This window comes from Streptomyces vietnamensis, assembly GCF_000830005.1.
GTDB lineage: Bacteria > Actinomycetota > Actinomycetes > Streptomycetales > Streptomycetaceae > Streptomyces > Streptomyces vietnamensis.
Window position 1 is genome coordinate 8803388 of record NZ_CP010407.1, and the last position, 26771, is coordinate 8830158.

A 26771-nucleotide genomic window follows, 5' to 3' on the forward strand; every position below is an offset into this window, starting at 1 on the left:
AGAGCGAGGGTGTGGCGAGGCGCGGCGCGTGGGGGCGCGGGCGGGATCCGGGCCGCCGCCGCGCTGATGTGGATCCCCCACGCCCACACGCCGTGCAGGAAGTCATGCCGGTTCAGGGAAGTGGAGGGGTGGACGGGACGAGCGCTACGACGTGCCGGCCGTCGTTTCCGCCCTGCTGCGCTGAGCCGGCCACGGGCGGCCGGTGGTGTTTCTCTCGGCCCAGTCCTCGCCACGGCGCACTTCGTGCCGCGGAATGCCCGTGGTGTCCGGATAATGGGTGGAACGGCGAGTGGAAGGGGACATCTCGTGCCATCGGCTCGGCCGGGGGGCGAGGAGACCCACGGCCCGTTCTGGTCCGAGCCGGGGACGCTGCTCGAGCACGTGCCCGTGGCCGTCTTCGGCCTCGATGACGGGGACCTCGTCTGCTACTGGGGGCCCGGCGCGCGGGACCTCTTCGGATATGACGCCACCGCCGTCCTGTCGAAGCCCGGCGCCGTTCTCTTCGCCGACGGACCCCCGGGCACCCCCGATCCGTGCTCCTGGCTGACCGAGCGAGGCCGGACCCAGGGTTACTGGAGGGGGCGGCTGCCGGCTCGGCATCGTGACCGCACCGTCTTCGACTGCGGCTTCCGGGCCTTCTCCGTGACCGGATCCGGCGGACCTTCGGTGGTGGTGGTCCTGGCGAGCCGTAGTGACGAGCTCGATCGGGTCAAGACCAACCTCGCCTTCCTCGACGCCCTCTTCGAGACGTGCCCCATCGGTCTCGTCATGCTCGACCAGGACCTCCGGTACGTCCACCTCAACCAGGCGCTCGCCGACATGGACGGTCTGCCGATCGAGGCCCACCTCGGGCGGCGCATGGACGAAATCATGATCATGTCCGACGGTGGCGAGTACCAGCGCATGCTCCGCGGCGTCGCCCTGGGCGGAGCACCGGTCGTGGGGACCCTGGTGGGCATGCGTCCGCGGGGGCATCCGGACCGTGATCAGGTGCGGTCGGTGAGTTTCTTCCCCCTGAGCCAGGCGGTCGGCTCGCGCCCCGGAGTGGGCGGGCTGATGCTGGACGTGACCGACCGGGAACAGGCCATCCTGGAAGCCACCGCCAGCCGTCGACGGCTGGCTCTGCTGGACGGGGCCTCCACCCGCATCGGGACCACCCTGGACGTGAACGTCACCGCCCAGGAGCTGGTCGACGCTTCGATGCCGGACTTCTGCGACGGCGCCGTGGTCGAAGTCGTGGAGTGGAAGGACGAGGCAGAGGACTTTGATCCGGCGCGACCGCTGTTCACCCGCAGGATCGCCTCCGGGACGATCCTGCCCCCTCCGGCCACCGAACTCGTGAGCGGGGTGGAGACGGTGCGGTATCCGCCCGGCTCCGTCATCCACGACATGCTGAGGACCGGTCGCGCCATCTCCGCCGTGGTGAACGAGGAGCTCCTGGCCCGGACCGTCCTCATCGAGTCACGCTCACGGCTCTTCGCCGAGAGCGGGCTGGCCTGCGTCCTCGTCGCCCCGCTCATCGCCAGGGGCACGGTCCAGGGAATCGCCATGTTCGGCCGGTCCACGGGCCGGCCGGCCTTCACCCGGGACGATGTCAGCCTCGCCGGTGAGCTCGCCTCACGGGCTGCGATCTGCCTGGACAACGCCCGTCTGTACAGCCGCGTCCAGGACATCGCCCTCACCCTGCAGCGGGCTTTGTTGCCCAGCGCGTTGGCGACCAGCCCGTACGTGGACGTGGCCCACCGGTACGTACCCGGCAGTCGGATCACCGAGGTCGGCGGAGACTGGTACGACGTGATCAGCCTGTCCGACGGCCGAGTCGCTCTGGTGGTGGGCGACGTGATGGGGCACGGTGTGTCGGCCGCCGCAGCCATGGGCCGCCTTCGTATCACCGCCAAGGCTCTGGCCAGGCACGACAGCGAGCCCGACGACCTCCTCACCGAGCTCGACGCATGCGCCCAGGAGGCCGGCATCGAGCTGGCGACGTGCCTGTACATCGTCTACGACCCGAAAAGCGGAGGAGCCCGCATCGCCAGCGCCGGCCACCCCCCGCCCCTGGTACTCCGGCCGGACGGCACAGTGGAGACCATCGACGACGTCCTGGGAATCCCTCTCGGCGTCGGCGGCTGTCCTTTCCGGACGATCGAGATCGAACTCCCCGGGAACGCGAGTCTCGCCCTGTACACCGACGGCCTCATCGAGACACGAGGCGCGGACCTCGAGGTCGGTCTGAAGACATTGCGCGCCGAACTGGGCGGGCCCCCAGGCCCGTTGGAAGCAACGGCGGACCGCATCCTCGCGAGCCTGCTGCCCGCCCAGCCGGCCGACGACGCGGTTCTGGTCCTCGCCCGCGTCCGCCGCGCCCGATGAGGGGGCGTCGAGTCTGGTGTGTCTTGGCAACTGCTGGTACGCGGCCGGCGGGAGGCGGCCCGCCGCAGGTCATGGCGGACGGTGACCACGTCAGCCGGGTGGCCGGCCCGCGCGTACCGTTCGCAGAGGAAGGTGGCCAGTTCCTCGTCCGGTCCCCAGGCGGACTCGGCCTCCGCAGGCCGCGTTCGGCCCACTCCACGGCCTCGATCGTGCGGCCCGCCGCCTCCAGCTCCCTGGCGATCAAGAGGTGGGCGTGGCCGTTCCGGGCGAGGCCCGCAGCGTGGATCGTGATCAGCGCGTCCACGCTGCCGCCGTCCGCCTTCAGGAGACGTTCCATGAGGACTTCTCCGCCCACCCCCTGGGGTTGGCCCGCCAGGCGGCCACCACCAAGGGGTGGGCCCGGGCCATACCCGGCTCACCCAGCACCTACCGGTAGTCGAACAGGTCCGTGGCGTCGTTGGCGTCGTCCAGCAGGTGGCTCAAGAACCACCCGGCGGTCTCCACCGGATCGGGCCGGGCGGTCAGGCGGGCCCTCCGGGTGGCCTCGGCCAGGCCGTTCGCGACGTCCCCGATCAGTCCGTCCGAGTCGTCGATCTCCCCGTACGTCCGCTCCAAGGCCCGCAGGGCCTCGCGGGTACGGAACTCCAGCCGGGCATCCAGCAGCCGGGTACGCAACGCGGCTGCCGACCGCTGTCGTGAACGCCGAGATCGTGGACGAGGACGAGCAAAGGGAGGCGCCGCATGGCCACCCGGCCGAGGCCGGGCAAGAACACCGAAGACCGGCGCCCGCCGGTGGTCCCGCGACAAGCGGCGCATCGACCCGGACGCTCTCCAGTTGCGACCCGGCGAACGGCCCGCCACGCACAAGCCCAGCGGCCAAAGCGAGCAGGCAGCCGCAGCACCGCCGGCACCCCGCTCGGCCCCGCCGCGCCCTCGCCCGACCATTGATCGCGCCCGGAGTTCCGGCTTTCGGAAGGGGCGAGGACATGGGGCATCAGGCGGCCAGGGTGTAGTCGTCCGGGCTGAGGGCGCGGTCGAGGTGCGGGACGAGGAGACGGGCGGCGAGCCTCGGCGGGACCGCGTTGCCGATCTGGGAGAGCTGCTGGCTCCTCGTTGCCCTGCCAGGGGTAGTCGGCGGGAAAGGACGTGGCTACGCGCTACGACAAGCGCGCCTTCGTCTTCCACGGCGCTGTCACCGTGGTCTTGTGGCTCGGCCCGTGATCGGGCGGATAAGCGGTGGTCGTCTGATTGGCTTCCCTGTCACGATCTGGGTGTGACTACGTTGTTCCTGATGGTCGGCCTGCCAGGGGCCGGAAAGACCACGCGGGCTCGGCAGCTCGCTGCGGAGCACGGCGCGCTGCGTCTGACGCCCGACGACTGGATGATTCCCTTGTTCGGCGAGGCGGAGGCGGACGGGAAGCGCGACGTGCTGGAGGGGCGCATGCTCTGGCTCGCCTTGGAGGCGGTCAAACTTGGCACCAACGTCGTCGTGGACTACGGCTGCTGGTCACGCGACGAACGGTCTGCAATCCGCTGGCTGGTGGAGGCCGAGGAAGCGTGTTTCCGCATGGTCTACCTGCCGGTGGACGACGAGACCCAACGCGCCCGTATCGCCCACCGCCGGGTGACCGTCCCCGAGGAGACGTTGCCGATGTCCGAGGCCGACATCCTGCACGGACAGGCGCATTTTGAGGAGCCCGACGCAGCGGAGCTGGAGGGCCGCAGGGTCGCTGGCCCGCCGCCCGGCTGGGTCGGCTGGCGGGAGTGGGCCGCCGACCGGTGGCCATCGTTCGCTTGACGGCTGCGACCCACGACAACTCAGCCGTACCGAGCATGCCTGCACTAAAAGTGCGTTCTGTCCCGGCAGGGGTGTTTGGTAAAGGTCCTTCTGACCAGCCGATGCAGGCGATGTAACCGCTGGCTTGATCAGGCGGTTCAATGCGGGAATGAACGATTCTCTGTGGGGCCGACTCTCGGCCGAGGGGCAGCAGGAGGTGGACCGCCTGATCGCCGCCGGTCGTAATGTGCAGGCCATCTTGGTGATGCGCGAGTGCGCCACCGGCCTGAAGCCGGGGATTCATGAGTGCGTGGACCTCCTCGACTGGCGTTTCATCGCCTTGCGTCAAGCATCCGACGAGAGGTGAAGCCTCTGGCTAGAGCTCACGCCAGTTCGGGGTGGATTCCCGGGTGAGTCTGCGGCTTATCAGGTCGATCATCGCGAGGCGGATCATGGCTTCGGATCGGTGTGGGTGGGTCTTGTAGTCACGTGCCAGGCGGCGGTGGTGCATGAGCCGGCCGAATGTCCTTTCCGCGACCCAACGCCGCGGGATGCTTTTGAAGCCCTGCTGGCCGGGGTCGCGGTGGACGACCTCGACGTCGATGCCCAGGCGGGCGCCGTGGTCGATGGCCTTGGTGCGGTAGCCGGTGTCCGCCCAGGCCCTGGTGACACGCGGGTGGCTCTCCGAGATTTGTGAGAGCGCCTGGATGCCGCCGGCGTTGTCGGAGACGCTGGCTGCGGTGACGAAGACGGCCAGGAGAAGGCCGAGGGCGTCGACGCCGATGTGGCGTTTGCGGCCGGCGATCTTCTTGCCCGCGTCGATGCCCTGGCTGGCTGCGGGCACGTTCGCGGAGGTCTTGACGCTCTGGGCGTCCAGCACGCATGCGCTTGCTTCGGGGTTGCGGCCCTCGGCTTCGCGTGCCCGTCGCCGCAGAACTCCGTTGAGCTGGTCGAAGACGCCCGTCCTTCTGCCAGGCGGCGAAGTAGCCGTAGACCGTCTCCCAGGGCGCGAAATCGTGCGGTAGGTAGCGCCAGGGAATGCCGGTGTGGTCGACGTAGAGGACCGCGTCCATGATCCGCCGCAGATCGTGCTCGGGCGGTCGGCCTATGTCCAGGCCCTTTCCTCTCCGCTCGGCCCGCCAGGCCGACGGGATGGGCTCCATCAACTCCCATCGGGCATTGGACAGGTCACTTGGATACGGTCGCTGTCGGCGCATGTTTCGGTAGTGCCGGGACCAGTCCCTCGACCACAGGGTGCAAACGGGGGTGAGCGGGGGCGCCTTGGGATCAGACGGGAGCGAAGGGACTGAAACGGACCCTCGATTGCTGTCACCCGCCACAGATGCCACGAAGGCGACCACCCGCCTCAACCTTTACAGGCAGGTCGCCCACCCTAGAGGCCATCAAACACCCCTGCCGGGACAAAATACTCTTAACTGATCGTTTCAGGATGACTTTCGAAGACGCCGCAGGCGGATGATCGAGCAGCCCTTGAGGGAGATCGGCACGTTGCTCGTAGCGGGTGCGGAGGCGCTTGAACCGGTGGAGCCAGGCGAAGGCGCGCTCTACGACCCAGCGGACTTCGCCGAGTCCAAAGCCGTGGGTGACGCCCCGTAGGGCGATCATCAGCTTGATGCCGCGCTTCCACAGCAGGCGGCAGTACTTCTCGAAGTCGTAGTCCCGGTCGGCGAACAGCCGCCGGGGCCGCCCCCGCAGACCACGGATCGGCGGGACCGCCTCCAAGAGCGGTATGAGCCGGGTGACGTCATGTTGGTTGCCGCCAGTGAGCGTGACGACCAGCGGGGTGCCGTGGCGGTCGACGATCAGGTGCTGCTGGAAGCCGGGGCGGGCGCGGTCGACGGGCGAAGGGCCGACATGGTCCCTCCCTTGAGGGCTTGGACGTGCGATCCGTCCACGGCGCGGTCGTCCAGGTCCAGCAGGTCCGCGCGGCGCAGTTCGGTCAACAGCGCAGCGTGCAGACAGCGCCAGACGCCGACCTCGGTCCAGTCCCGCAGTCGGCGCCAGGCCGTCACCCCAGAGCAACCTACTTGTGGGTCATCACATGGCGCTATGTGACGGCTCGCCAGGAACCAGCGGTGGCGGGAAGTGTTCCCATCGAGCACGTTCCGCCTTGCCGCTGCTGCGGAAACAGCAACGATCCGAGCATTCCCGAAGGCTCCGACCGGTGGAACCAGTCGGAGCTGTGGGGCATGTGGTGAGTCCGCGGAGGGGCTGGTGGCTACTTGAACTTGAAGGCGGCGGTGTGGTCGGTGCCGTCGGTCAGGGTGAGGTGGAAGGTGCGGCAGGTGCCGGCCCAGGTCTTGTCGGTGTTCCACACGTAGGTGTAGGTGCCGGAGGCCGCGTCGTAGGTGAGGCCGGAGACGCTGGCGGTGCCGGTCTCGATGGTGTCGACCTTTCCGGTGCCGCAGTCGGTCTGCTGGGACCGCGGTGAGCCGTTCGCGAGGATGTTGAGGCCCTTGTCGCCGCCGAGGGAGAACTTGATCGGGATGCTGCGGCCGGCGTTGACGGAGTTGATGTCCGGCAGGTTGTGCACGGGGGCGAAGAATCCGGCGAAGGGGAAGACGGGGGCGTAGGTGAACTGGTCCGCGATCCCGGTGGCGCTGGTGCCGGCCGGGGTGGTGACGGTCACGTCGACCGTGCCGGGGGTGCCGGCGGGGGTGGTGGCGATGATCTGGGTGTCCGAGAGGACGGTGAACGAGGTGGCGGCGGTGGAGCCGAAGTGGACGGCGGTCGCGTCGGTGAAGCCGGAGCCGGTGAGGGTGACGCTGGTGCCGCCCGTCTCGGGGCCGGAGGAGGGGCTCACGCCGGTGAGGGCCGGGGCCTGGACCGGGGCGGTGACCTCGGTGCTGCCGCTGTCGGACCCGACCACGTTGTTGGAGAGGCCGAGGGCGTTCGCATGGACGGCCACGGTGCCGCCGGCGGTGGGCAGGACGGTGAGGGTGATCGTCGCGGGAGTGGTCATGGCGGCGAGGTTCCAGCAGTAGACGCCCGTCCCGCTGTTGATCTGGCAGGACCAGTCCCACACCGAGGTGGTCGCGGTGGTGACCGTGGCGGCGGCACCGGACAGGTTCAGGTCTACCTGGGGGGCGTTGTTCCGCTGATCAGGGCTGGCGTTGGGCAGTTGGACCGTGACGGTGTAGGCAGTGCCCGCCTGTACCGGCCCGGCCGGGGCGGAGACCTGGATGACGGAATCCGCGTGGACGGGGCTCGCGAAGGCGAGCAGGCCGAACGCGGTGGCCGTCGCGGCGAGCAGCGCGACCGGGCGGCGTCTGCGGCGGGTCGGCGTCGCGGAGCGGGTGGTGCGGGACATGAGAGCTCTCCATCGGGGTCGGGAACCGTCGTACGACAGGTTCCGGCGGAATGCCACCTAGCAGCGGGGCGGCAGCCGTCGACGACGGCGCACAGTGCACGCCGCCCCTCGATCCGCCGTCCTGCGGTCGGCATCCGGATCAAGCCGGAGACCGAAGGCGGAAACGCACAGGAGTGGCGCGCTTGCGGTGCGCTACCAAAAGAGATCTTTCTACAGCTTTCCCGGGATAGACTGAATTTTCTCAAAGCTCATTGAAATAAGGTGACATGACGTACTGTCAGTAGTTTGAGATGGCGCCGGGAGGCGTCCCGTCGAGAGCTCATGGCGGCAGCCCGGACGAAGACCGGGGTCCGGGCCTTCGTCCGGGGCATGGCCGGGGCTTGCCGTGCGGCAGGTCGGCTACTCGGCCCTGGTGAGGGCGGGCGGCCAGTCGGCGGGGATCGCGTCGGTCTGCGGGGCGTAGAGCCGCAGGGTGACGGTGAACTTCCCGCTGGTGGGGATGGGCAGCCAGTTCGTCTTGTCCACGGAGTCGTCCTCGGGCGCGACGGCGCTGATGTACAGGGTGACCGCGCCGTCCGAGTCAGGCGCGGGGGCGGTGAAGTGGCCGACGGAGTAGATCTCGGCGGTGTTGGCGACCAGGAAGCTGTCGGCGTCGTAGGCGGTCAGCGACCAGAACGCGTCGACGGGCGGCAGCTGGTCGGCGGGGAAGGTGAGGGTGTAGGGGATCGGTTTGCCGGTGCTGTCCGTCGAGGGGCCGCCGGTGCTGGGGTAGAGGGCGTCCTCGGGGAGATTGGCGGCCAGGCCGAACATGGCGACGTAGGCGCGCTGCAGGTAGTCGGTGCCGTAGTAGCCGATGTCGGTCGTGACGAAGGTCCAGCCGTTGATCGGGGCGGGCCCCTTGTGGTTGGTGATGAGCTTGAGGCCCTCCTCCTTGGCCCGGTCCAGGACCTGGGCGTCGGGGAGCTTGGCGGGGTCGTAAGGGTAGACGCCCAGCTCCGCGAGAGTGGCGCTCATGGCCGGGTCCGGCGGGTTGAGCGGGGTGGTGGGCAGCAGCTCGATCATCTGGGCGAAGAAGTCCGGACCGCTGAGGGCGTTGATCTGCTCCGACGGCGGGGCGATGGAGACGATGGGGTCGTAGGTGCCGTCCGGCGGGACGTAGGTGCCCTGGTCGGGCCACGCGCTCAGCGGCAGCAGCCGCATCAGGCTCTGGTACGCGGTGACGTTGTCCACGTCGTCGCCCGTGTTGAACATCTCGATGCGGCCCATCAGCCAGACCGTGTCGGTCTCCATGGGTACCTGATGGACGTCGTCGGGGAGTTCGCCCTCCCAGCCCGGTCCGGTCAGCGCGTAGGCGTAGACCTGGGCGCCGGAGGACGGATCGGTGGTCGGGGCGCCGAGCGGCCTGGTGCTGCTGGGCGACTTGAAGGAGGTGTTCGACCAGGCGTCCATTAACTGCATCAGCCAGTAGCGGCCCTCGTCCATGACCGGCACCGCCAGCACCATCGGCTCGGCCGCCAGGTCTATCCACGCCTGCGAGTACAGCGTGTCCACGTTGGGCCGCACCACGTTCTTCATCTCCGGCGTGGGAGGCGCGTCGTACTGACAGAACTGGTTGGTGGGCGCCTGCGTCGCGTTCACCTTCACGGTGTTCGTCTGCAGCCGACGGGTCAGCTCCATCATGATCTGCGCGTAGCCGAAGACGTAGACGTCCGTTGCCGCAGCCTGCGCGTGATGCTTGGGGTGGTGCGTCGAGGCCATGCCGTCGTCTCTTCCGGTGTGTCGGAAGAGTGACGCTACTGTCCGGTATGGGCACACCGCTGCTACAGAACAAGCCGATTGTGAACGGTTTTCCCAAACGGAATTCAATCCTCCGGCATCGCGCCATCACCACGACAACACTGCGGCTGACCGACGACGACTGCCGTGCCGCGGCCCAATCGATGAGCCAGAGGCAAACCCGGAGCCTGACGGCCGTATCCGCTCGTTGCGGCGCCAGGACAGCCTCCGTACACCGAGCCCCGCGCCTCAGCGGCAAGCAGCTCCGGCACCAAGAATCAGCCCTGTCCGCCCGGGACAGATGCCACCAAATCGGCGCCGATGGTGTGATGCCCCATGCAACCGTGGGTTGCTCTGGGGTGACGGCCTGGCGCCGACTGCGGGACTGGACCGAGGTCGGCGCCTGGCGCTGTCTGCACGCCGCCCTGCTGACCGAACTTCGCCGCGCCGACCTGCTGGACCTGGACGACTGCTCCGTGGACGGATCGCACATCCGGGCTCTCCAAGGGAGGATCACGTCGGCCCCTCACCCGTCGACCGTGCCCGTCCCGGCTCCAAGCACCACCTGATCGTCGACCGCCACGGCACCCCGCTCGCCGTGACGCTGACCGGCGGCAACCGTCATGACGTCACCCAACTCCTGCCGCTACTGGACGCCATCCCATCGATCCGGGGCCGGCGGGGACGTCCTCGCCGCAAGCCCCGGCGTCTGTACGCGGACCGGGGCTACGACTTCGACAAATACCGCCGCGTGCTGTGGAAACGCGGCATCAAACCCGTGATCGCCCGCCGCGGCGTTGCCCACGCTTCGGGACTGGGCAAGGTGCGCTGGGTGGTCGAGCGCGCCTTCGCCTGGCTGCACCGGTTCAAACGGCTCCGCATCCGATACGAGCGACGCGCCGATCTCCACCAGGGCCTGCTCGAACTGGCCTGCAGCCTCATATGCCTCCGCCGCCTGCGAACATCATTCTGAAACGATCAGTAAGAACACCGTCGTGGAACACGGCGCCGCCCTGGGAATCGACGTCGGCATCGTCCGTCGCGACCCCGCGACCAAGGGGTTCGTCGTCCAGCCTCGCCGCTGGGTCGTCGAGCGCACCCTGGGCTGGCTGATGAGCCATCGCCGCCTGGCCCGCGACTGCGAAGCCCTCCCGGCCCGATTTGAAGCCATGATTCACGTCGCGATGATCAGCCTCATGACCCGCCGCCTCGCCGGGGGAAACACACCCATTTGGCGAGGCACGTGAAGACCAAATCCAGGGACGAAAGACCCAGTTAGGCGGGCTGGCGGGGAGGCAGAGCCGCTCGGGCTCGCCAGAAATCCGCGTCGCGAGGGTCGGTGAGCCATCCGATCAGTCGCTCAGCACCAGCTTTGAAGGCGCGGGGCAGTGAGGTCTCCTCACCGACAACAAGCCTGAGGGCGTCGACGTCATGGCTAGCGTGATCGGTGTCGCACCAGCAGGCCACGTTCACCGCCGCGTCGACCGCGAGCCGGCCGAAGTCTGACCACACGATTTGAAGCAGGAACTCCAGCTGATCACCCCCGTCCGCATGCTCAATGACATCCAGGCCAAGCACGATGGGCGTCCACGGCTGCGGGCCCGGGAAGACCGCGTGATCCAGTGCCCACTCCCACTCAGCCTTGTCTCCGTGCGCGCGAGCCGCATCGACTGCACGAGCGGTGTGTTCCAGGGATTTCACGTCGGCAGGCGACAGGCGGGGGAAGAGCTTGGTCAATGGGACATCGTCGAAGGCGCCTCGCATGAGTCGATCATGCGTTCGATTTGCCGTCAACGGCAAGGGCTCACCGCCCTGAGGTTTCCCACCACACGACCGACATCCTGACGTTCACGAAGCTGAGCATGTTCATCCGTACCTGGCTGAGCACTTCAACGAGTACGCCGACACGACGGAAGCTGCGCCATCGCACTGACCGCCACGGTGGGCCACCTGTCCGTGAAGCCATCGGCGATCGCTCGCGCGGCATGAGGACCGGGGGAGGCGCTTGCTTCGCATCAGGGTCTGTCGGGGCCGGGGTGCCACTCGGCCAGCACGATGGTGGCGTCGTCCCGGAGGTGTTGGTCCTGATGGTTCAAAAGCTCCTGCAGCAGACGGCGCAAGGCTTCCGGAGCCGGATCGCCCGCGGCCATCGCGCGGATGACGGTGTCGGCGAGCCGCTCCTCGCCGAAGAGGCCCCCCTGGGTGGAGCGGGCCTCGGTGACGCCGTCGCTGTAGAGCAGGACCCGGTCGCCGGGCTGCAGACGCGTGCGGTGCACCGTCGGCGGGGAGGCGGTGTGGAAGGCCCACCCGAGGGGCAGATCGGGCTCCCGCTCGAGCATGCGCGGCAGCACCCGGCCGTCCCGGATCAGCAGCGGCGGCGGGTGAGCGCAGTTGACCCAGGTGAACGTGCCGTCCAGGACGTTCAGGTGGGCGATCACCGCGGTCATGAGCCGGTCGGTGAACCACTCGCTCAAGATGGTGTCGATCGCCGGAATGATGTCCGCCAGGGTGCCGCCGGAGCGGCGTGTGGCCCGGCAGGCGGCGAGGCCGGCCGCGCTCGCGCCGCCGGATGCGAGGTCGTGCCCCATCGAGTCCAGCAGCGTCAGGTGCAGCGCGTCCTCGGTGAGACTGTGGTCGAACGCGTCCCCGCCGATGTCATACGCGGGCTCCAGCACCGCGGACGACGTCACGCGCGCGGTCCCGATCGTGCGCGGCGGCAGGAACGCCCACACCAGCTCGCCCTGCACCGTCATCTTCCGGCGCCGCTCCGCCTCGGTCAGCAGGTCGTTGTGCGACGACTTCGACACCAGCAGTAGAGCCGCCACACTCGCCAGCGCCTCGCACCACCCGATCAGGCCCTCGTCAAGATCTGGTGCAGTGGCCTTCAGTACGCCGAGGCGCTCGATGCCGTCGATCATCGGCACCCAGACGGTGCCGCCGTCCCGCGAACGCTGTATCCGCTCCGTGCGGTAGGCCAGGCCCGCCAGCGAGCCGTCGATGTCCAGCATCCGCGGCTCGGCCGCCACGGGCTGCGGCAGCGCCACCAGGCTGGTCTGCTGCAGGTCGGTCACGTACATACAGGTGCCGTCCAGGCCCAGGAGCCGGCCCGTCCGGAACACGAGCCCGGCAAGCTCCCGCCCCGCCACCAGGCGCGCATCGGTGATCAGATCCGACAACACCTTCTCGCGCGACTCCATGGCAAAGCCTTTCCGCCGGCGCACAAGGCACGGCCCACCAGGTACCGAGCGTAGCCGTCCCCACGGGCGCCGACCTGGTCACGCGCCCGGGCGGCAGGTCACACGGCTCCTGGAGATCAGCGGAGCCGCCCCCCGTTCCGCGTCTACCCGGCCCTTACCGCAGGGTCCAAACCGCCACCCCGATTGGCGGCTCCGGCAAGATGATCACGCCATGAACCGCTTTCCCCGCGTGGCCCCGGGAGGCGGAGGAACCTGGTTCTGTCGGCCTCTACGCCTGCGCCACTCCCGTGCATCCCGATCTCCTTATCCGACAGAAATCAGAAGATAATGAATTCGCTGCCCTCTGCCGTGCTGCTCTGCAGAGGGCCCTGCGACACGGAGCGGCGCCCTCGGCAAGCAGGAGGAGACATGCTCGTCGGGTACGCGGCCGATGAAGGGGTCCTCCCCCCGACGCTCCCGGGGGACCTCGACATACCAGATGGGGCGACGGCCGCCTGGCAGATCGAGACACTCCTGTTCACCCACCGCTCCCAGCAGATGCCGATCCGGCCGATCCGGCCGGCCCGGCACCGGCATCTCGCAGCGTCCCCGCCCGGGCCGATGCCTGTGCACAAGCCTCAGGCTCTAAAGGGTGTTGCAGAAGGTTGTGTCCGGGCAGGTCAGGGCCGGTTTCGGAGCTGTCCTGCTCACGCGGCCAGGGCGAGGTTGTGCATGTGGGCGACGGCTTGGACCGCGTGGTGGAGGCCGTTGCCGCGCTGGCGGCAGTCGCGCAGGATCTTGTAGTGCTTCATGCGGGCGAAGGCGTGTTCGACGCGGGCCCTGACCCGTCGGTGTTCGGCGTTGTCCTCCTCCTCGCCCGGCAGCAGGGCCCGGCCCGGGCGTTTGCGGTGCGGGACGACGAGCCCGGTGTTGATGTAGGCGCCGTCGCCCAGCACGGTCACGCCCTCGCAGACGGCGGCCAGGCCGGAACCCCGCCAGGCCTTCGCGTCCGCGGTGGTGCCGGGCACCGGACGGGCCCCGGCGATGACCAGCTTGGTGTCGGCGTCGATGATGACCTGCACGTTCGCCGAGAACCGGTAGTTGCGTGAGGACGCGCCGGTCTTCCGGTCGCGGACCGGGATCAGGGTGCCGTCCACGATCCACAGCCGCTCGACCGCGTCGTCCGGGCGGGTTGTCGGCTCGATCGCCAGCAGCGGTCGCAGCCGCTGGATGACCCGGCACACCGTCGCCGGCGAGACGCCGAACAGCGGCGCGAGCTGCCGCATCGTGAGGTTCGTGCGGTAGTAGACGGCTACCAGCAGCACCCGGTCGGCCAGTGGCAGACACCACGGCCGGCCGCCGCCGGGCCCGTTCCCGCCCCGTTCACGCACGACCTTCAGCAGCCGCTCGAACTGGCGCATCCGCAGACCCGTGAACGTCTCCACCCACAACGGCTCAGCCCTCAACACCCCACGCATACAGGGGAAATGCCCGAATCGAAGCCTTCTGCAACACGCTTTAGTCTTCTGAGTCAGGAATTCTGTTCAGATATGAGGCGAGGCGTTCGAGGATCTCGTTCGCGGTCTTGGTCCAGACGTAGGGCCTGGGGTCGGTGTTCCAAGCGGCGATCCAGGTCCGGATGTCCTGCTCCAGGGCTTGGACGGTCTTGTGGACGCCTCGCCGTATCCGCTTGTTCGTCAGCTCGGCAAACCATCGCTCCACCAGGTTGAGCCAGGACGACCCGGTCGGCGTGAAGTGCAGGTGGAACCGAGGGTGGGCCAGTAGCCAGGTCTTGATCGCCGGTGTCTTGTGAGTGGCGTAGTTGTCCAGCACCAGGTGGACGGCGAGGCCGTCCGGAACTTCCTTGTCGAGCTTGATGAGGAACTTCTTGAACTCCTCGGCCCGGTGGCGCCGGTGCAGGGAGCCGATGACCTTGCCGGTGGCGACCTCCAGAGCGGCGAACAGGGTGGTCGTGCCGGCCCGGACATAGTCGTGCGTGACGCGTTGCGGCACTCCGGGCATCATCGGCAGCACCGGCTGAGAACGGTCCAGGGCCTGGATCTGCGACTTCTCGTCCACGCAGAAGACCAGGGCCCGCTCGGGCGGGTCCAGATAGAGGCCGACGACATCGTGGACCTTGTCGACGAAGTACGGATCCGTCGACAGCTTGAACGACTCCGAGCGGTGCGGCTGCAGGCCGAACGCCCGCCAGACCCGCGACACGGTCGACTGCGACAGGCCCAGTTCCTTCGCCATCGACCGCGTCGACCAATGGGTCGCGTTCTTCGGTGCCGCCTCTAGCGTCCTGGTGACCAGTGCGGCCACCTGCTCGTCGGTCACCGTCCGAGGGCCGCCCGGGCGGGGCATGTCGCCCAGGCCGGCGATCCGGTGCTCGACGAACCTCGCCCGCCACCGGCCCACCGCATGCGGCGTCGAGCCGAGCCGGGCCGCGACATCCTTGTTCGAAGCGCCCTCCGCGCAGGCCAGGATGATGCGGCAGCGAAGAGCCCACGCCTGCGGCGTGGAACGGCGCCGCACCCACCCCTCGAGCGCAGTCCGTTCCTCGCTGGACAGGATCAACTCGGCCTTCGGCCGCCCAGTACGCGCCACAGGGCAAGCCTATACATCTGAACAGAATTCCTGACTCAGAAGATTAGGGCGTGTGTCGGAAGTACTGGGCGGCGGGGACGGTGGTGCTGCGAGGATGCGGTCATGGAGCAGATATTGAGTCGGCAGGAAGCGTCGGAGGCAGTCCGAGATCACGGGTGGCGCTACTTGCTGGGCGCCTTGCAAACGTCGGTTCTGGTGGGGACGTTGGCTCAAGCAATCAGCCTGGCAGCGGACGCTGTCGCGGTGTGTGGCGACGATGCCGATCGCCATCTCCGGGTTGATGTCCGCCCCGATCTGACGGTCTTCACTCTGCAGTCGCTGGACCATGCAGCGGTTACTACCCGGGATATCGAGCTCGCGCGTCGGATCTCTGCCACCGCTGGCAAGTCAGGGTTTCTGCCGGATCCCGGACTCGGAACAGGGGCACTACGGTCGGTTCAGGTTCTGGAGATCGCAATCGATGCCCTAAGCATCTCCGGGATTCGACCGTTTTGGAAGGCGGTGTTGGGCTATACGGATGAGGCGGGCGCCGAGGGGCCGGAGGATCCGCTCGTCGACCCGATCAGGCAGGGCCCGGCCATCTGGTTCCAGCAAATGGACCGCGCGCGTCCGCAGCGCAATCGTATCCACATCGACATCAGTGTTCCGCATGACGAGGCACCTCGGCGGATCGAAGCCGCGCTGGCAGCTGGGGGTCGACTCGTGTCCGCGAGCCGTGCCCCGGCCTTCTGGGTGCTTGCCGACCTGGAGGGAAACGAAGCCTGCGTCACCACATGGCAAGGCCGAGAAAGCTGACACAACGTGCTGGTCACAGCCACTCGTTGATGGCCGCTACGAGGACGGTTGCCTCGTAGCGGACCGCGAGCTTGTCGTATCTGGTGGCCACAGCACGATGTCTTTTGAGGCGATTAATGCCGCACTCGACCGCGTGCCGAGCCTTGTAGTCCTCAGCGTCGAACTTGGGTGGGCGGCCACCGAGAGAGCCGCACTTCTTGCGGTTGCGCGCCTGGTCGGCCTTGTCGGGGATGGTGCAGCGGATCCCGCGTCGGCGCAGGTAGGCGCGGTTCCTGCGGGAGGCATACGCCCGGCCCGCACGCGATCGGGACGGACGCGTGGCCGACCCGGCCCGATGCGAGGCACGCGGACCTTCTCCAGCACGGGTTCGAACTGCGGCGAGTCCCCGCGCTGCCCGACGGTCACCACGATCGACATGGGCTTCTGTCCCTGTTCGACGGCCAGGTGCAGCTTGGTGGTGAACCCACCGCGCGACCGCCCAAGCCCGTAATCACAGGGCTCTTCATGGACACCGCCCGGTGGTTCCTTCTGCAGGTCTCCCCGCTTGCGGGCCCCAGCCGCATGCTGATGGGCACGGCACACTGTGGAGTCGACGCTCAAGTCCCACACGATCGCACCCTCCGCGTCGGGCAGCCCCTTGAGACCGTCGCAGACCAGCATCAGGACGTCGTTCACGCCGCGGTTCTTGATCTCGGTCAGGATGTGCATCCAGTGCTTGGCGCCCTCGCCGCCGTCCCCGGCCCACAAACCGAGGATCTCGCGCCGGCCCTCGACGGTGACCGCCAGAGCCACATATATCGGCCGGTCGGCGACGGCGCCGTCGCGGATCTTCACGTGGATCGCGTCGATGAACACCACCGGATAGACGGGGTCGAGGGGCCGGTCCTGCCATTCGGCCATGCCATCGAGGACCTTGTCGGTGATCGTGGAGATCGTCTGGCGGGAGACGTCGGCGCCCTAGGCCTCGGCCAGGTGGGCCTGGACCTCGCCGGTGGTCAGGCCCTTCGCGGACAGCGAGATGACCATCTCGTCCACGCCGGTCAGGCGCTTCTGCCGTTTCTTGACGATCTTCGGCTCGAACGAGCCGTCGCGGTCGCGGGGCACGGATATCTCCACCGGACCGACGTCTGTCAGCACGGTCTTCGTGCGGGTGCCGTTGCGGGAGTTGCCGCCGTTCTTCCCGGCCGGGTCGTGCTTGTCATACCCGAGACGGTCGGTGATCTCGCCCTCCAGGGCGGACTTCAGCAGCCGCTTCGTCAGCTGCTGCAGCAGCCCGCCCTCGCCGGTCAGCTGCAGGCCCTCGGCCTGGGCCCGGGACACCAGCTCGTCGATCAGCCGCTCGTCCACCGTCTTTGCCGGCTGCGGCTCTACCGCCTCGCTGGTCTCGGTCTCGGTCTCGGTCACGTTCTCACTGGTCATCGATGCGTCCTCCATGATCGGGAGTTACACCGAACGATTTACAGTCCCACCCGTGGCCACCTCACCGGCCCATGGGCTTTCCCCGCCCGCCAGGTACGCCTCCAGCGCACCCTTGCCTCGCCGCCAGACACGGCCCCGCCCGGGAGAAAAGGGCTGGGGGGCAGGTCATGTGGTGCGCGGTGGAGTCCGGTCGTCGGTGGTGGGCGGCGAGGCCCGCGTCGTGGTGAACCGGAGCAGGAGCACGCACAGGAAGGCCGATGCCGCGAAGGAAAGCGACTGCGTGAGGGAGTGGTCGCGCGCTCCGGCCAGGAGCACGCTCGCTGCCGGCGGCGCGGGACGTCGGGCCGGCCGGGCCGACCTACCGCGCCGTCGCTGCACCGCGCGAGCCCGGTGCTACTTGAGCAGACGGGCCGCCTCCACTCGCTGGAGGTGGATCACGACGTCGTACGACTCCGAGAGCTGGATCTGCGGGGCGTCCGCGATCCCGGGATAGGTGGCGCCGATGTTCTTGACGGTGCGCGGCGCGGCGAGCCAGGCGCGGGCTGTCGCCGGGGCGTTGCGCAGGTCCACCACGAAGTCGCGGTACCGTACCCGGTCGAGAGTGTGTTCGGCGGTGCCGGGCGCGGCGGGGCCGACGGTGAAGCGGTGGACGTCGCCGTCTGAGCCGAAGGCGTTGAACGAGCCGTGGTCGAAGGTGAGGCCGACACTGAGGTAGCCGCCACCCAGCTGCTCGCGCAGGAAGTCGCCCTGGACCTTCGGGTAGGCGCCGGGGATGTAGGTCTTGAGGGCAATGTGGCCGTTGTGGGCTGCGAGCACGACCTTGTCGCCGGTTTGCTGCTGCCACCAGGCAACGTTCTCCGCCATGATCCGGTCGCGGTAGAGCATGATGTCAGGGATGCTCTGGGGGTCGTCCCAGTCGAAGGCGAACAGCGTGGTCATCTGGTGGATCGCGGTGGCGTGCTGGACGGCCCAGGCGTGCGCGTCAGCGTCGGCGCCCGTGCCGGGCCGCTGCTTGAGCAGGTCCACCGCCCGGCCGGTCCGCTCGGCGAGCTCCTTGCGTTCGGCCATCGGCTTCGACAGGTAGTCGCTGACGTATGTCTCGGCGTCGGTGGCGGGCCGCAGGCCCCGGTACAGCTCGGTGAGCTGCGGGGTGAGTTCGGGGCGGGCCGCAGCCGCGTAGGCGCTCACCTTGTCGTACAGCTCCGCGCCGGCGAACCCGCCGTCGTCGCCGACGAAGCGGACCGGGTCATTGGGGTGCTTGACGTTGTACGAGCCTATCCACTGGAGCAGATCGCGGTACTCGGCGTTGTTCCACCACTGGTAAGTGCCCTGGAACTCCTCGTCCATGATCTGCTTCAAGTCGCCCTCGCCACGCAGGAGGTAGGCATCGAGCCGCAGTCCGGTGCTCCACGGGGCTTCGAGGGCGAAGGCCCGGAAGTCCTTCTCCTCGACCAGGTACCGCAAGATGCGGTGCTTGACGGTGAAAAACTCGTGCGAGCTGTGGGTAGCCTCGCCCAGGCCCACCACCCGGGCGTCGCCGACCATCCGGCCGAACGGGCGCAGGTCAGCCAGACCACCACGAGGCTCGGTAGTGCGCAGCGGGTGAGCCACCCGGCCCAGAGCCGCCTCGGGCGAGCGGAACGCGGCGGCCACGACCTCCTCCGGACCGACGGGCGCGGCAGCGTCGGCGGAGACCGATGCGGCGGCCGGGGCAGGTGGGGTGGCGGCAGAGACGGCCGGAGCGACGGCCAGGGTGGCACCGAGCGGGACGAGCAGGGCAGCGAGCAGGACCTTGTGCGTGTTCATGGCCCCAACTCTCGCCGCGCGAGGGCACCCCGAACCATCCAGTGCACCCCCCGACCGGCCCGGGAGTCAGCTACACCCATCGAGGAACGGGAGGCTGGGACCCCGGTCCCGGTCGTGAGGGGGGAAGGAGGTCGTCTTGCTTGAGTTCAGGAGGTAGCGGCGACCGGCGATCCGCCCCTGCCCCTCTCGGCTGGCTCCTCGCCACCTGGCGGCGACGCGACGCCCCCGCCTTCCGCGAACACGTCCCCAGCCTCCTGCCCGGCAGCCGGTTCCTGCTCTACGACCTGGCCCAGACCGAGGCCTACCTCGCAGGCAGGCCCGTCCCTCCCCTGCCCAGCGGGGAACACCCCGACGACCTCCTCACCGACAAAGAGACCGCCGACATCCTCGGCACCACCCCCTCCACCGCCCAGGCCTACGCCCCCAGGGCCACCTCTCCCGCGGCACCACCCGCTACGGCACCCTCCTCTGGACCCGCCACGAAGTCCTCGACCACCGCGACAACGCCCCCGACCGCAGCAAAGGCGGCGGCCACCGCGCTGGCGAACCCCAAGGCCCCCGCCAGCACCCCTACGAAGGCGACCCCGCCTCGAAACCGCCCGCGAAACCCTCGCCTCGGCCGGCGGCACACCCAAGAGCCGAATCGCCGCCACGCTCTCCGAACAGCACGGAGGCACACCCCGTACCTGGGAACGCCTCCTCACCGCAGCCCACACCAACACCTGGCAGTGAGCCACAGCACGCCGTGCGGGATCGGGGCGAGGTCGGTGATGCCCATGGCGTACGCGACGATCGAACCGGCCGCCGAGCCTCGGCCGGGGCCGACGGCGATGCCCGGAGTCGGCGTCAGGACCGGAGCCCGGATCCTGATCGAGGTCGGTGACGGCAGCACCTTCCCGACCGCCGGCCACCTCGCCGCCTACGCCGGCCTCGCCCCGGCGACCCGGAGCTCGGGTTCATCGATCCGCGGTGAACAGCCGTCCCCGAGAGGGGACAAGCAGCTCAAACGGGCCTTCTTCCTCTCCGCGTTCGCCGCCCTGGGCGACCCGGCATCGCGGGCCTACTACGACAAGAAGATCGCCCAGGGCAAGCACCACACCCAGGCCCTGCTCTGCCTCGTCCGACGCCGGGCCGACGTCCTCTTCGCCATGCTCCGGGACGGAACCTTCTACGAGTCCCGACCCGCCGCCTCAGCCTGATCCTCATCGCGCACGCCGCACACCGGGCAGTCCCATTCGTCGAGACAGTCGATCACGACAGGGTGATTGCAGAAGACGCACGGACGCATGCCCTCATCGACCGACTCCTCCACACACGCTTCATCGTTCATGGCAGGCAGAGTGCCAGACGGCCTCCCGCCCGGCACCCACCACCTTGACCAAACACATAGGGGCCCCGGGCTCCCCAGGGATACGCCGACCTTCGGTGTGCTTGAGGTCGCCCACCAGGCGGCCTCGACCGCGACGTCCCGCACGGCCTCCTCATCCCGCCGGTGATGTCCAGGACGACGCGATCGCCCATCCGGCTACCGTTCCGCCATGCCTGCCTTGCTCTGGTGGAGGCGAAACGGAAGACACCCTGCCTTCCGCCCGTTCGTCATCTCGCGGAGCACCTTCGGCCCCTGGAGTAGCCCGAGGCTCCCGCTTCCGAACCGGCATGAGAGCCGGACTTGGGGGCGGCCAATCCAGCCGTCGCACGGCCTCTCAGTTCGCCTGCGGATCGGCCGCCAATCGATCCGCTCCGTCCTCACTCCCGGTCTCCCATCGTCGTCGGCTGTGACCTACGGCCCGCTGGACGGAAACTCGGAGGTGCCCCCGGCGGCTCGTCTGACAGACTCGCGGTGATACGCGAGGGGTTCCAGGGGTGGGGATGAACGAGGCCGACGACGTCTTCGAGACGCATGTGACAGTGCGGTGCCGGAGCGAGGGGGAGCTGACCCGCCTCGGCGCCTGGGCGGCGGATCGGGACCTGAAGGTCACCACCATCATCCTCGCGCGTGGCCGCACGCCGGTCCAGCCGATGCTGACCCTGCGCGGCCGCGCAGGTCATCCGGCGGTGGTGTCCGGGCTGCGGGAGGCCGGTTTCGAGCCGGCTCGGGTCAAGGTGGAAACGGTGCCGTGGAGCGCGGAGCCCGCGGGCCCTGGCGGGGGTTACTACGAGCACCACGTCAAGCTGGCGCTGCCCGCCGCGTACGACCGGGCGGCGCTTGAGGACCTCGTCATGCCCCACGGCGCGCACGTGTCGTGGAACGCCCGCCGAGTGTTGCCGGGGCTGGGAGGGCGGCACGAGCGTTTCGTGACCCAGCGTCACCCAGGCCCCCCGGACGCGGCGGGGCGCGCCTGCGACGCGCTCGTCGGCGCATTGATCGCCGCCGGACACGAGCCGGTGGCGGAGGAGCGGGAATTCGTGGTCTCCGACAGCGATCTGTCGTGGGATGAGGGTTGGCTGGAGGAGACCGTATGAACGAGAAGCAGTGGACGCCGTCGATCCCTGACGGGCCCGACAGCGTCACCGAGCCCATCGCCGACCGTGTGTGCCGCAGGACCGAGGTTCCGCAGACCCTGACCGCGGGAGTCGGCGACGTGGCCGCGCCGCACCGCATCTTCGACCCCGCCCTCAAGCACTTCGACGAGGCGTTCCGGCCCGCCGACGGGGTCGTCGAGGACCCAGAGCTGCGGGCCCGCTGGCAGACGGCCCGGCGCGCGGCGCTGGAGCTCGTCCTCGCGGCCGTCGCCGGGTCGCCGTGGGCCGGCTCCCTCGTGCTGCGCGGCAGCATGCTGATGGGGGCCTGGTTCGGCGACGCCGCCCGCGCCCCGAAGGACATCGACTTCGTCGTCGTCCCCGAGACCTGGCGCATCGAGGAGGCCCGGACCCGGACGATGCTCGACGGGATCGCCGCGGCGGCCGAGCGCCTCGCCGAGGATCGTGGGACGGACCTGTCGATCTCGGCGGCCGGAGCCGTGTCCGAGTACATCTGGACCTACGAACGGGTACCTGGTCACCGTCTGGTCCTGCCGTGGACCGTCCCCGGGCTTCCCGGCGGCCAGGTCCAGCTCGACTTCGTCTTCAATGAGCGCCTCCCGACCCCTCCCCGCCCCGCCGAGGTCGCGGGGGTCCGCCTGCTGGCCGCGGACAGGGAATCGTCCTTGGCCTGGAAGCTCATGTGGCTGAGCTGCGACATGTATCCGCAGGCCAAGGACCTGTACGACGCGGTCCTCCTCGCCGAGAGCTGCACCCTGCCCCTGTCCCTCCTGGAGACGGTGCTGCGCGAGGCGGACGAGTGGCCGGGCCGTCCGGACGAGCCCCTGAACCTGGCAATGTTCGAGAGCGCCGTCCGCGAGGTCGACTGGATGGGCTTCGACGACGCCCACCCGGACACCGAGGCCGCCCGGCGTGACCTCGGCGCCCGTCTACTGGCCGCCCTTGCTCCGGCAATGAGGACGGCCTAGGTGTATTGACCCGCAGGGTTGTTGACTCGACTGATGGGCGGCTGACCACCGAGTGCGGTATGGCCGCGGTGATGGTTGTAGGTGTGGATGAATTCCGCCAAGGCGTCGGTGCGTTCGGCATTGCTGGAGTACGGGCGTACGTAGGCCCATTCGTCGAGCAGGGTGCGGTTCAGGCGCTCCACCTTGCCGTTCGTTTGCGGGCGGTAGGGGCGGGTGCGTTTGTGGATGATGCCGGCGTCGCTCAAGATCTGCGCGAACAGCCTGGACCTGTAGCAGGAGCCATTGTCGGTGATGACTCGCTCGACGTTGATGCCGTACCCGGCGAAGAAGGCGTTGGCGCGCCCCCGAAAGCCGCGGCGGTCTCCTGGCGTCGTCGGTCAGGACCTCGCTGTAGGCGAGCCGGGAGTGGTCGTCGACGGCCATGTGGACGAAGCTGTAACCGATCACAGGACTGCCCCCCTTGCGGACCTCGGTTGTGGCTTGCCGGTTGCCGGCGGCCTGCTGGCGGGGCATGATCCGATGCCCGCCGCCATCGGGGATGTTGTCGAGCTTTCTTGATGTCGACGTGGACCAGTTCACCCGGGTGTGACCGCCCATAGCGGCGGATGACCTGGCCGGTGGGTCGGTCCAGCCAGCGCAGACGGTTCAGGTTGTTGCGGGTCAGGACTCGGTGGACGGTCGAGGTGGGCAGTCCCAGAATCGGGCCGATCCTCGCTGGGCCGAGTTTCCGGTCACGCCGCAGCTCGCAGATGCGGGTCTCGGTATCGGCGAGGAATCGTCCGTGGCCGACTGGAGCGGTTGTGCAGGCCAGCGTCGCCTTCGGCTTTCCAGCGGCGGACCCACTTGTGGGCTGTAGCGCGGGAGATGCCCATCTCGTCGGCCACGTGGGCGACGGGTCTGTCGGCTCGGACTCGGTCGATGAGGAGCCGTCTGCCGTGGGCGGTCAGCCGGGCGTTGGGGTGGGACAAGAAGACCTCTGCGGTGATGTATGGGCTGGGCGCCGCCGCCGACCTCGGCCAAGCCCCGTCTGACCCCGCCTCGGGAGCCTCGTGAGGGCTGCACACGAGACGCGTGAAACCGGGATGTTTGCGTCGCTGCTGTAGCGGCGGTGGAGACTTGCGCCGTTGTGCGTCACCCTCGGGCCGTTCAGGCGGCCCGAGGGTGCCATGGGTTCAGTTCACGTGCTTGTCGAACCACTCGACCAGCCGTTCGGGGTGCTCGGAGAAGTAGTTGTAGCCGTCCCAGCGCCGGGTGCTGCCCTCGATCCAGAACAGCTTCTTGTCGCCGACGGGGACGGCATCGAAGATCGCCTGCACGTCGGAGGGCTTGGTCAGTGCGTCGTCATGCACCTGGGTGATGAAGGTGGGCACCTGGCAGTTCTTGGCGTACTCGATCGGCGACACCTCGTCGATGGTGAAGCTGAGGTTCAGTTCCACCTCCCGGTCCACGGCCTCGAACTGGTCCGCGATCCCCATCGCCTCAAGGTTGCGCTCGACCATCGCGCGCATCGAGATCGGCTGGATGGCGACCAGGGCGTGCACGTCCGCGAAGAGCTCCGGATGCCGGGTCATCGCCATGAACGTGGCGTTGGCGCCCATGCAGCGGCTGAGCAGGCCCACCTTCATGGTGGCCGCGTCGGGGCGGGATCTGGCGTACCGCAGTGAGCCGGCCACGTCGCGGGACTCGAACTGGCCCCAGGTGAAGATGAAGCCATTGGCGTCGCCGCTCTGGCCGTGGTTGCGTGCGTCGTAGGTCAGCACGTTGTAACCGGCTTCATGCAGGTGCTGGTACTCCCGCATGTAGTTGACCTCGATGGTGTTGCCGGGGACGAACTGCCACGGGGGCAGGTGCGAGGGGAAGCCGTAGCGGTTCATGGGCATCGGGTGGTTGGCGATGATCAGCTTGTCCGAGCCCGGGCAGGGGATCCACCACGCTTCCAGCGGGGTGCCATCCAGGGATGGGAACGTGACGTCCTCGTATGCCATCCCGTACTCGTCCGGCGTGTGCAGGATCGGCGCACGCACCGGGCTGCTGAGGCCCTTCGCCAGCCCCTTGACCATCTCCGAAATATCCGCCATGACAGTATCTCTTTCTCTTTCTGTTTCGTGGTGAGATCGTCTGGTATTTCCTTCGGTCATAAGAACGTAACTTTCGGGCTGGGGAGAAGCCACTGATGAAAGGTGTACTGGCAGGGCACCCCTCATTCCGGGATGGCTCCGAGATGTCGCCCTAACCTGGAAACCGTGGACAATGCAGCCGAGACCCGGGAGTTTCTGACCTCCCGCCGCGCCAGGATCAGCCCGCAGCAGGCGGGGTTGCCCGCCCATGGCCCCCGTCGGGTACCGGGACTGCGGCGCGCCGAGGTCGCGCAGCTCGCCGGGGTCAGCGTCGAGTATTACTCGCGGCTGGAGCGCGGTGACCTGTCCGGAGTGTCGGACCAGGTCCTTGACGCCCTCGCTCGGGCGCTGCGGCTGAGTGAGGACGACCGCACCCATCTGGAGGATCTTGCCCGCGCCGCCGGTCCGGGACGTCGACGCCGACGCCGGGCGGCCGCCGCCTCGGTGCGGCCGAACCTGCAGCGTCTCCTGGACTCCATGGCCTGTCCGGCGTTCGTCCTGAACGGCCGTGGTGACGTCCTGGCCGCCAACAGCCTCGGCCGTGCCCTGTACGCCCCCATGATCGAAGCTGCCGGGGGAGCCACCCCCAACCATGGCCGGTTCATATTCCTGGACCCCCGCTCCCGCCAGTTCTGGGGCGACTGGGAAAGCGCCGCCGACAACCTGGTCGCTCTCCTGCACGCCCAGGCCGGCCGCGCCCCCTACGACAAGGACCTCACCGACCTCATTGGTGAGCTGTCCACCCGCAGTGACGATTTCCGTACCCGCTGGGCCGGCCACGACGTCCGCCAGTACCACCAGGGCGCCAAAGCCATCCACCACCCCGTGGTCGGCACCCTTCACCTCGCCTACGAATCCCTCGACCTGCCCGCCGACGGCCTCATCCTGTTCGCCTACGGCGCCGAGCCGGGCAGCGACTCCGAAGACGCGCTGCGCATCCTGGCCAGCTGGGCCGCCGACCACGTCCCCGAGCCAGCCGAGCGCTCCCCCGGCAGGACGAGCAACGTTCGGCGGCCCGGTGTTCGGCAAGACGCCCCCCGCACCGACGACTAACCGGAACCGTGAAGGCAGCACAGCGACCATCAGGAGAGGACGGGAACGATGCACAGCAAGGTGTTCACCGCGGACAACGCAGCGATGCTGCTGATCGACCACCAGACCGGCACTGTGTCCTGGACGCACTCGCACGACGTCGAGGATGTGAAGAAGAGCGCTCTCAACCTGGCCGAGATCGCCACCGCCGTCGGCATGCCGCTGGTACTGACCTCCAGCCAGGAGGACCGCAGGCAGGGGCCGCTGGTACCGGAACTCGAAGAGATCGCACCAAAGGCATTTGCCGACCGGATCAAGCGCACCGGAATCGTCAACGCGATGCACGACGAGAACTTCAACGAGGCGGTCTAGAAAACCGGCCGACGCAAGCTCGTGGTCGCCGGCATCACGACCGAGGTCTGCGTCGTGTTCCCGGTCCTCCAAATGCTCGACGAGGGGGTACGAAGTGCAGGTGGTCACCGACGCGTCGGCATCCTTCACCAAGATCGGCGACGACGCCGCGCTACGTCGCATAGAGCAGGCCGGCGCCGTGATCACCTCGACGGCACAGATCATCTCCGAACTGGCGGTCGACTGGACATCCCCGAGGGGCCAGGGGCTGGCCGCCCTGATGGGGCTCTGACCTCCGCCTGTCTGCGACCTCTACTCCCAGCCTCCGCCCGGCGACACCCTCCCACACCGCGACAGTGACAGGCTCTTCGCCGAAGGGAACCCAACCTACGCGCTTGGTTGGATCGAGATCACTGTCAACAACGCTCGTGGTCAATACAAGGTGTGATGTCTCATGAGGTTGGTTCCTCCGTGCTGACGCGCGCGTCAATCGACGCACGCGGGCCGTTGCCTCCCGAGGATCCTCACCCGGGCGGGCTTACGGCAGCGCCGCCCGCACCTCGGGGTCGGACCAGGCGTCGGGGAGCGGGTTGCCCCGGCAGCTGGGCGGCTCCGACGACCATGAGGAGCGCCAGGCACAGCGTGCTGCACAGGGCCAGGACGGCGGCGACCGCGGTCAGCATCCGGGTCGCCGTGCGCGGGTGCAGACGGTGCGTGGCGAGCCTCGCGACCGGCCAGGCGGTCAGCGGAAGCACCAGCGGA

At 68.6% G+C, this 26771-nt stretch carries 19 protein-coding genes and 11 pseudogenes; 12 read left to right on the forward strand and 18 right to left on the reverse strand.

Annotated elements, in window-relative coordinates; translation table 11 throughout:
* Nucleotides 1–306: 306 nt before the first annotated feature.
* Complete coding sequence (locus tag SVTN_RS39095) at nucleotides 307–2370, forward strand: SpoIIE family protein phosphatase (RefSeq protein ID WP_041133299.1); 2064 nt, start codon at nucleotides 307–309, stop codon at nucleotides 2368–2370.
* A gap of 426 nt (nucleotides 2371–2796) precedes the next feature.
* Here SVTN_RS39095 and SVTN_RS41330 read toward each other — a convergent pair whose 3' ends face one another.
* Together SVTN_RS41330 and SVTN_RS46740 are read right to left on the reverse strand one after the other, a co-directional pair.
* Nucleotides 2797–3045 (reverse strand): hypothetical protein, encoded by a 249-nt coding sequence (locus tag SVTN_RS41330; RefSeq protein ID WP_052499573.1) that lies wholly within the window; start codon nucleotides 3043–3045, stop codon nucleotides 2797–2799.
* A 319-nt stretch (nucleotides 3046–3364) separates the two neighbouring features.
* Nucleotides 3365–3515: pseudogene (locus SVTN_RS46740) on the reverse strand (DNA cytosine methyltransferase); the annotation flags it as partial.
* 128 nt (nucleotides 3516–3643) lie between these two features.
* On the opposite strand from SVTN_RS46740, the gene SVTN_RS39105 reads away from it, so the two are divergent.
* Together SVTN_RS39105 and SVTN_RS39110 are read left to right on the forward strand one after the other, a co-directional pair.
* Nucleotides 3644–4168: a P-loop nucleotide/nucleoside kinase family protein gene (locus SVTN_RS39105; protein ID WP_041133300.1), complete on the forward strand. Its 525-nt coding sequence runs from the start codon at nucleotides 3644–3646 to the stop codon at nucleotides 4166–4168.
* A gap of 148 nt (nucleotides 4169–4316) precedes the next feature.
* The gene (locus SVTN_RS39110) at nucleotides 4317–4514 is read left to right on the forward strand and encodes a hypothetical protein (protein ID WP_041133301.1); all 198 of its coding nucleotides are present in this window, start codon (nucleotides 4317–4319) and stop codon (nucleotides 4512–4514) included.
* Between the two features lie 9 nt (nucleotides 4515–4523).
* Here SVTN_RS39110 and SVTN_RS39115 read toward each other — a convergent pair.
* The 4 genes and pseudogenes from SVTN_RS39115 to SVTN_RS39130 form a co-directional block, all read right to left on the reverse strand.
* A pseudogene (locus SVTN_RS39115) lies at nucleotides 4524–5364 on the reverse strand (IS5 family transposase).
* A 265-nt stretch (nucleotides 5365–5629) separates the two neighbouring features.
* Nucleotides 5630–6195: pseudogene (locus SVTN_RS42855) on the reverse strand (IS5 family transposase); the annotation flags it as partial.
* Nucleotides 6196–6386: 191 nt separating this feature from the next.
* Nucleotides 6387–7478 carry a PxKF domain-containing protein gene (locus SVTN_RS39125; RefSeq protein WP_041133302.1) on the reverse strand — a complete coding sequence of 364 codons (1092 nt, stop codon included), beginning with the start codon at nucleotides 7476–7478 and terminating at the stop codon, nucleotides 6387–6389.
* A 399-nt stretch (nucleotides 7479–7877) separates the two neighbouring features.
* Nucleotides 7878–9236: a DUF1254 domain-containing protein gene (locus SVTN_RS39130; protein ID WP_052499574.1), complete on the reverse strand. Its 1359-nt coding sequence runs from the start codon at nucleotides 9234–9236 to the stop codon at nucleotides 7878–7880.
* 226 nt (nucleotides 9237–9462) lie between these two features.
* Between SVTN_RS39130 and SVTN_RS42860 the strand changes: the two are divergent.
* A pseudogene (locus SVTN_RS42860) lies at nucleotides 9463–10227 on the forward strand (IS5 family transposase).
* A gap of 10 nt (nucleotides 10228–10237) precedes the next feature.
* Nucleotides 10238–10501, forward strand: a pseudogene (locus tag SVTN_RS39145) (transposase); the annotation flags it as partial.
* Nucleotides 10502–10529: 28 nt separating this feature from the next.
* Here the strand turns inward: SVTN_RS39145 and SVTN_RS39150 are convergent.
* The 4 genes from SVTN_RS39150 to SVTN_RS39165 form a co-directional block, all read right to left on the reverse strand.
* Nucleotides 10530–10991: a hypothetical protein gene (locus tag SVTN_RS39150; protein ID WP_245727833.1), complete on the reverse strand. Its 462-nt coding sequence runs from the start codon at nucleotides 10989–10991 to the stop codon at nucleotides 10530–10532.
* Nucleotides 10992–11269: 278 nt separating this feature from the next.
* Nucleotides 11270–12451: a PP2C family protein-serine/threonine phosphatase gene (locus SVTN_RS39155; RefSeq protein ID WP_041133305.1), complete on the reverse strand. Its 1182-nt coding sequence runs from the start codon at nucleotides 12449–12451 to the stop codon at nucleotides 11270–11272.
* 686 nt (nucleotides 12452–13137) lie between these two features.
* The gene (locus tag SVTN_RS39160) at nucleotides 13138–13908 is read right to left on the reverse strand and encodes an IS5/IS1182 family transposase (protein WP_041133306.1); all 771 of its coding nucleotides are present in this window, start codon (nucleotides 13906–13908) and stop codon (nucleotides 13138–13140) included.
* A gap of 40 nt (nucleotides 13909–13948) precedes the next feature.
* Complete coding sequence (locus SVTN_RS39165; RefSeq protein ID WP_041127257.1) at nucleotides 13949–15040, reverse strand: IS630 family transposase; 1092 nt, start codon at nucleotides 15038–15040, stop codon at nucleotides 13949–13951.
* A 102-nt stretch (nucleotides 15041–15142) separates the two neighbouring features.
* Here SVTN_RS39165 and SVTN_RS39170 point away from each other — a divergent pair, with 102 nt between their 5' ends.
* Nucleotides 15143–15835 (forward strand): VOC family protein, encoded by a 693-nt coding sequence (locus SVTN_RS39170; RefSeq protein WP_041133307.1) that lies wholly within the window; start codon nucleotides 15143–15145, stop codon nucleotides 15833–15835.
* Between the two features lie 13 nt (nucleotides 15836–15848).
* Here SVTN_RS39170 and SVTN_RS46745 read toward each other — a convergent pair whose 3' ends face one another.
* The 5 genes and pseudogenes from SVTN_RS46745 to SVTN_RS46755 form a co-directional block, all read right to left on the reverse strand.
* Entirely contained in the window at nucleotides 15849–16094 is a 246-nt protein-coding gene (locus tag SVTN_RS46745) for a hypothetical protein (protein WP_425429068.1), read from the reverse strand.
* Between the two features lie 143 nt (nucleotides 16095–16237).
* A pseudogene (locus tag SVTN_RS46750) lies at nucleotides 16238–16417 on the reverse strand (IS5 family transposase); the annotation flags it as partial.
* Nucleotides 16403–17254 (reverse strand): annotated as a pseudogene (locus SVTN_RS45040) (IS256 family transposase); the annotation flags it as partial. The pseudogenes SVTN_RS45040 and SVTN_RS46750, both read right to left, overlap by 15 nt.
* 393 nt (nucleotides 17255–17647) lie before the next feature.
* Entirely contained in the window at nucleotides 17648–19060 is a 1413-nt protein-coding gene (locus tag SVTN_RS39185; RefSeq protein WP_041133308.1) for an erythromycin esterase family protein, read from the reverse strand.
* A 733-nt stretch (nucleotides 19061–19793) separates the two neighbouring features.
* Nucleotides 19794–19895, reverse strand: a pseudogene (locus SVTN_RS46755) (hypothetical protein); the annotation flags it as partial.
* Between SVTN_RS46755 and SVTN_RS39190 the strand changes: the two are divergent.
* From SVTN_RS39190 to SVTN_RS39200, 3 genes and pseudogenes are all read left to right on the forward strand, one after another.
* Nucleotides 19876–20259: pseudogene (locus SVTN_RS39190) on the forward strand (transposase); the annotation flags it as partial. The pseudogenes SVTN_RS46755 and SVTN_RS39190 sit on opposite strands and share 20 nt — an antisense overlap.
* A 670-nt stretch (nucleotides 20260–20929) precedes the next feature.
* Nucleotides 20930–21523: a hypothetical protein gene (locus SVTN_RS39195; protein WP_041134755.1), complete on the forward strand. Its 594-nt coding sequence runs from the start codon at nucleotides 20930–20932 to the stop codon at nucleotides 21521–21523.
* Nucleotides 21520–22509 (forward strand): nucleotidyl transferase AbiEii/AbiGii toxin family protein, encoded by a 990-nt coding sequence (locus SVTN_RS39200; RefSeq protein WP_052499578.1) that lies wholly within the window; start codon nucleotides 21520–21522, stop codon nucleotides 22507–22509. The genes SVTN_RS39195 and SVTN_RS39200 overlap by 4 nt, the downstream gene beginning before the upstream one ends.
* On the opposite strand, the pseudogene SVTN_RS42880 reads toward SVTN_RS39200, so the two are convergent.
* Both SVTN_RS42880 and SVTN_RS39205 read right to left on the reverse strand, forming a co-directional pair.
* A pseudogene (locus SVTN_RS42880) lies at nucleotides 22506–23477 on the reverse strand (IS481 family transposase). The gene SVTN_RS39200 and the pseudogene SVTN_RS42880 overlap by 4 nt on opposite strands.
* A 204-nt stretch (nucleotides 23478–23681) precedes the next feature.
* Nucleotides 23682–24587: an alpha/beta hydrolase family protein gene (locus tag SVTN_RS39205; RefSeq protein WP_041133310.1), complete on the reverse strand. Its 906-nt coding sequence runs from the start codon at nucleotides 24585–24587 to the stop codon at nucleotides 23682–23684.
* A gap of 165 nt (nucleotides 24588–24752) precedes the next feature.
* On the opposite strand from SVTN_RS39205, the gene SVTN_RS39210 reads away from it, so the two are divergent.
* The 3 genes from SVTN_RS39210 to SVTN_RS45180 all read left to right on the forward strand — a co-directional run bounded on the left by SVTN_RS39210 (nucleotide 24753) and on the right by SVTN_RS45180 (nucleotide 26301).
* Entirely contained in the window at nucleotides 24753–25679 is a 927-nt protein-coding gene (locus SVTN_RS39210; protein ID WP_052499579.1) for a helix-turn-helix domain-containing protein, read from the forward strand.
* A gap of 48 nt (nucleotides 25680–25727) precedes the next feature.
* Entirely contained in the window at nucleotides 25728–26030 is a 303-nt protein-coding gene (locus tag SVTN_RS45175) for a cysteine hydrolase family protein (RefSeq protein WP_218922701.1), read from the forward strand.
* Between the two features lie 100 nt (nucleotides 26031–26130).
* Complete coding sequence (locus SVTN_RS45180) at nucleotides 26131–26301, forward strand: cysteine hydrolase family protein (RefSeq protein ID WP_218922702.1); 171 nt, start codon at nucleotides 26131–26133, stop codon at nucleotides 26299–26301.
* 249 nt (nucleotides 26302–26550) lie between these two features.
* On the opposite strand, the pseudogene SVTN_RS39220 reads toward SVTN_RS45180, so the two are convergent.
* Nucleotides 26551–26767: pseudogene (locus SVTN_RS39220) on the reverse strand (M56 family peptidase); the annotation flags it as partial.
* Nucleotides 26768–26771: the final 4 nt, after the last annotated feature.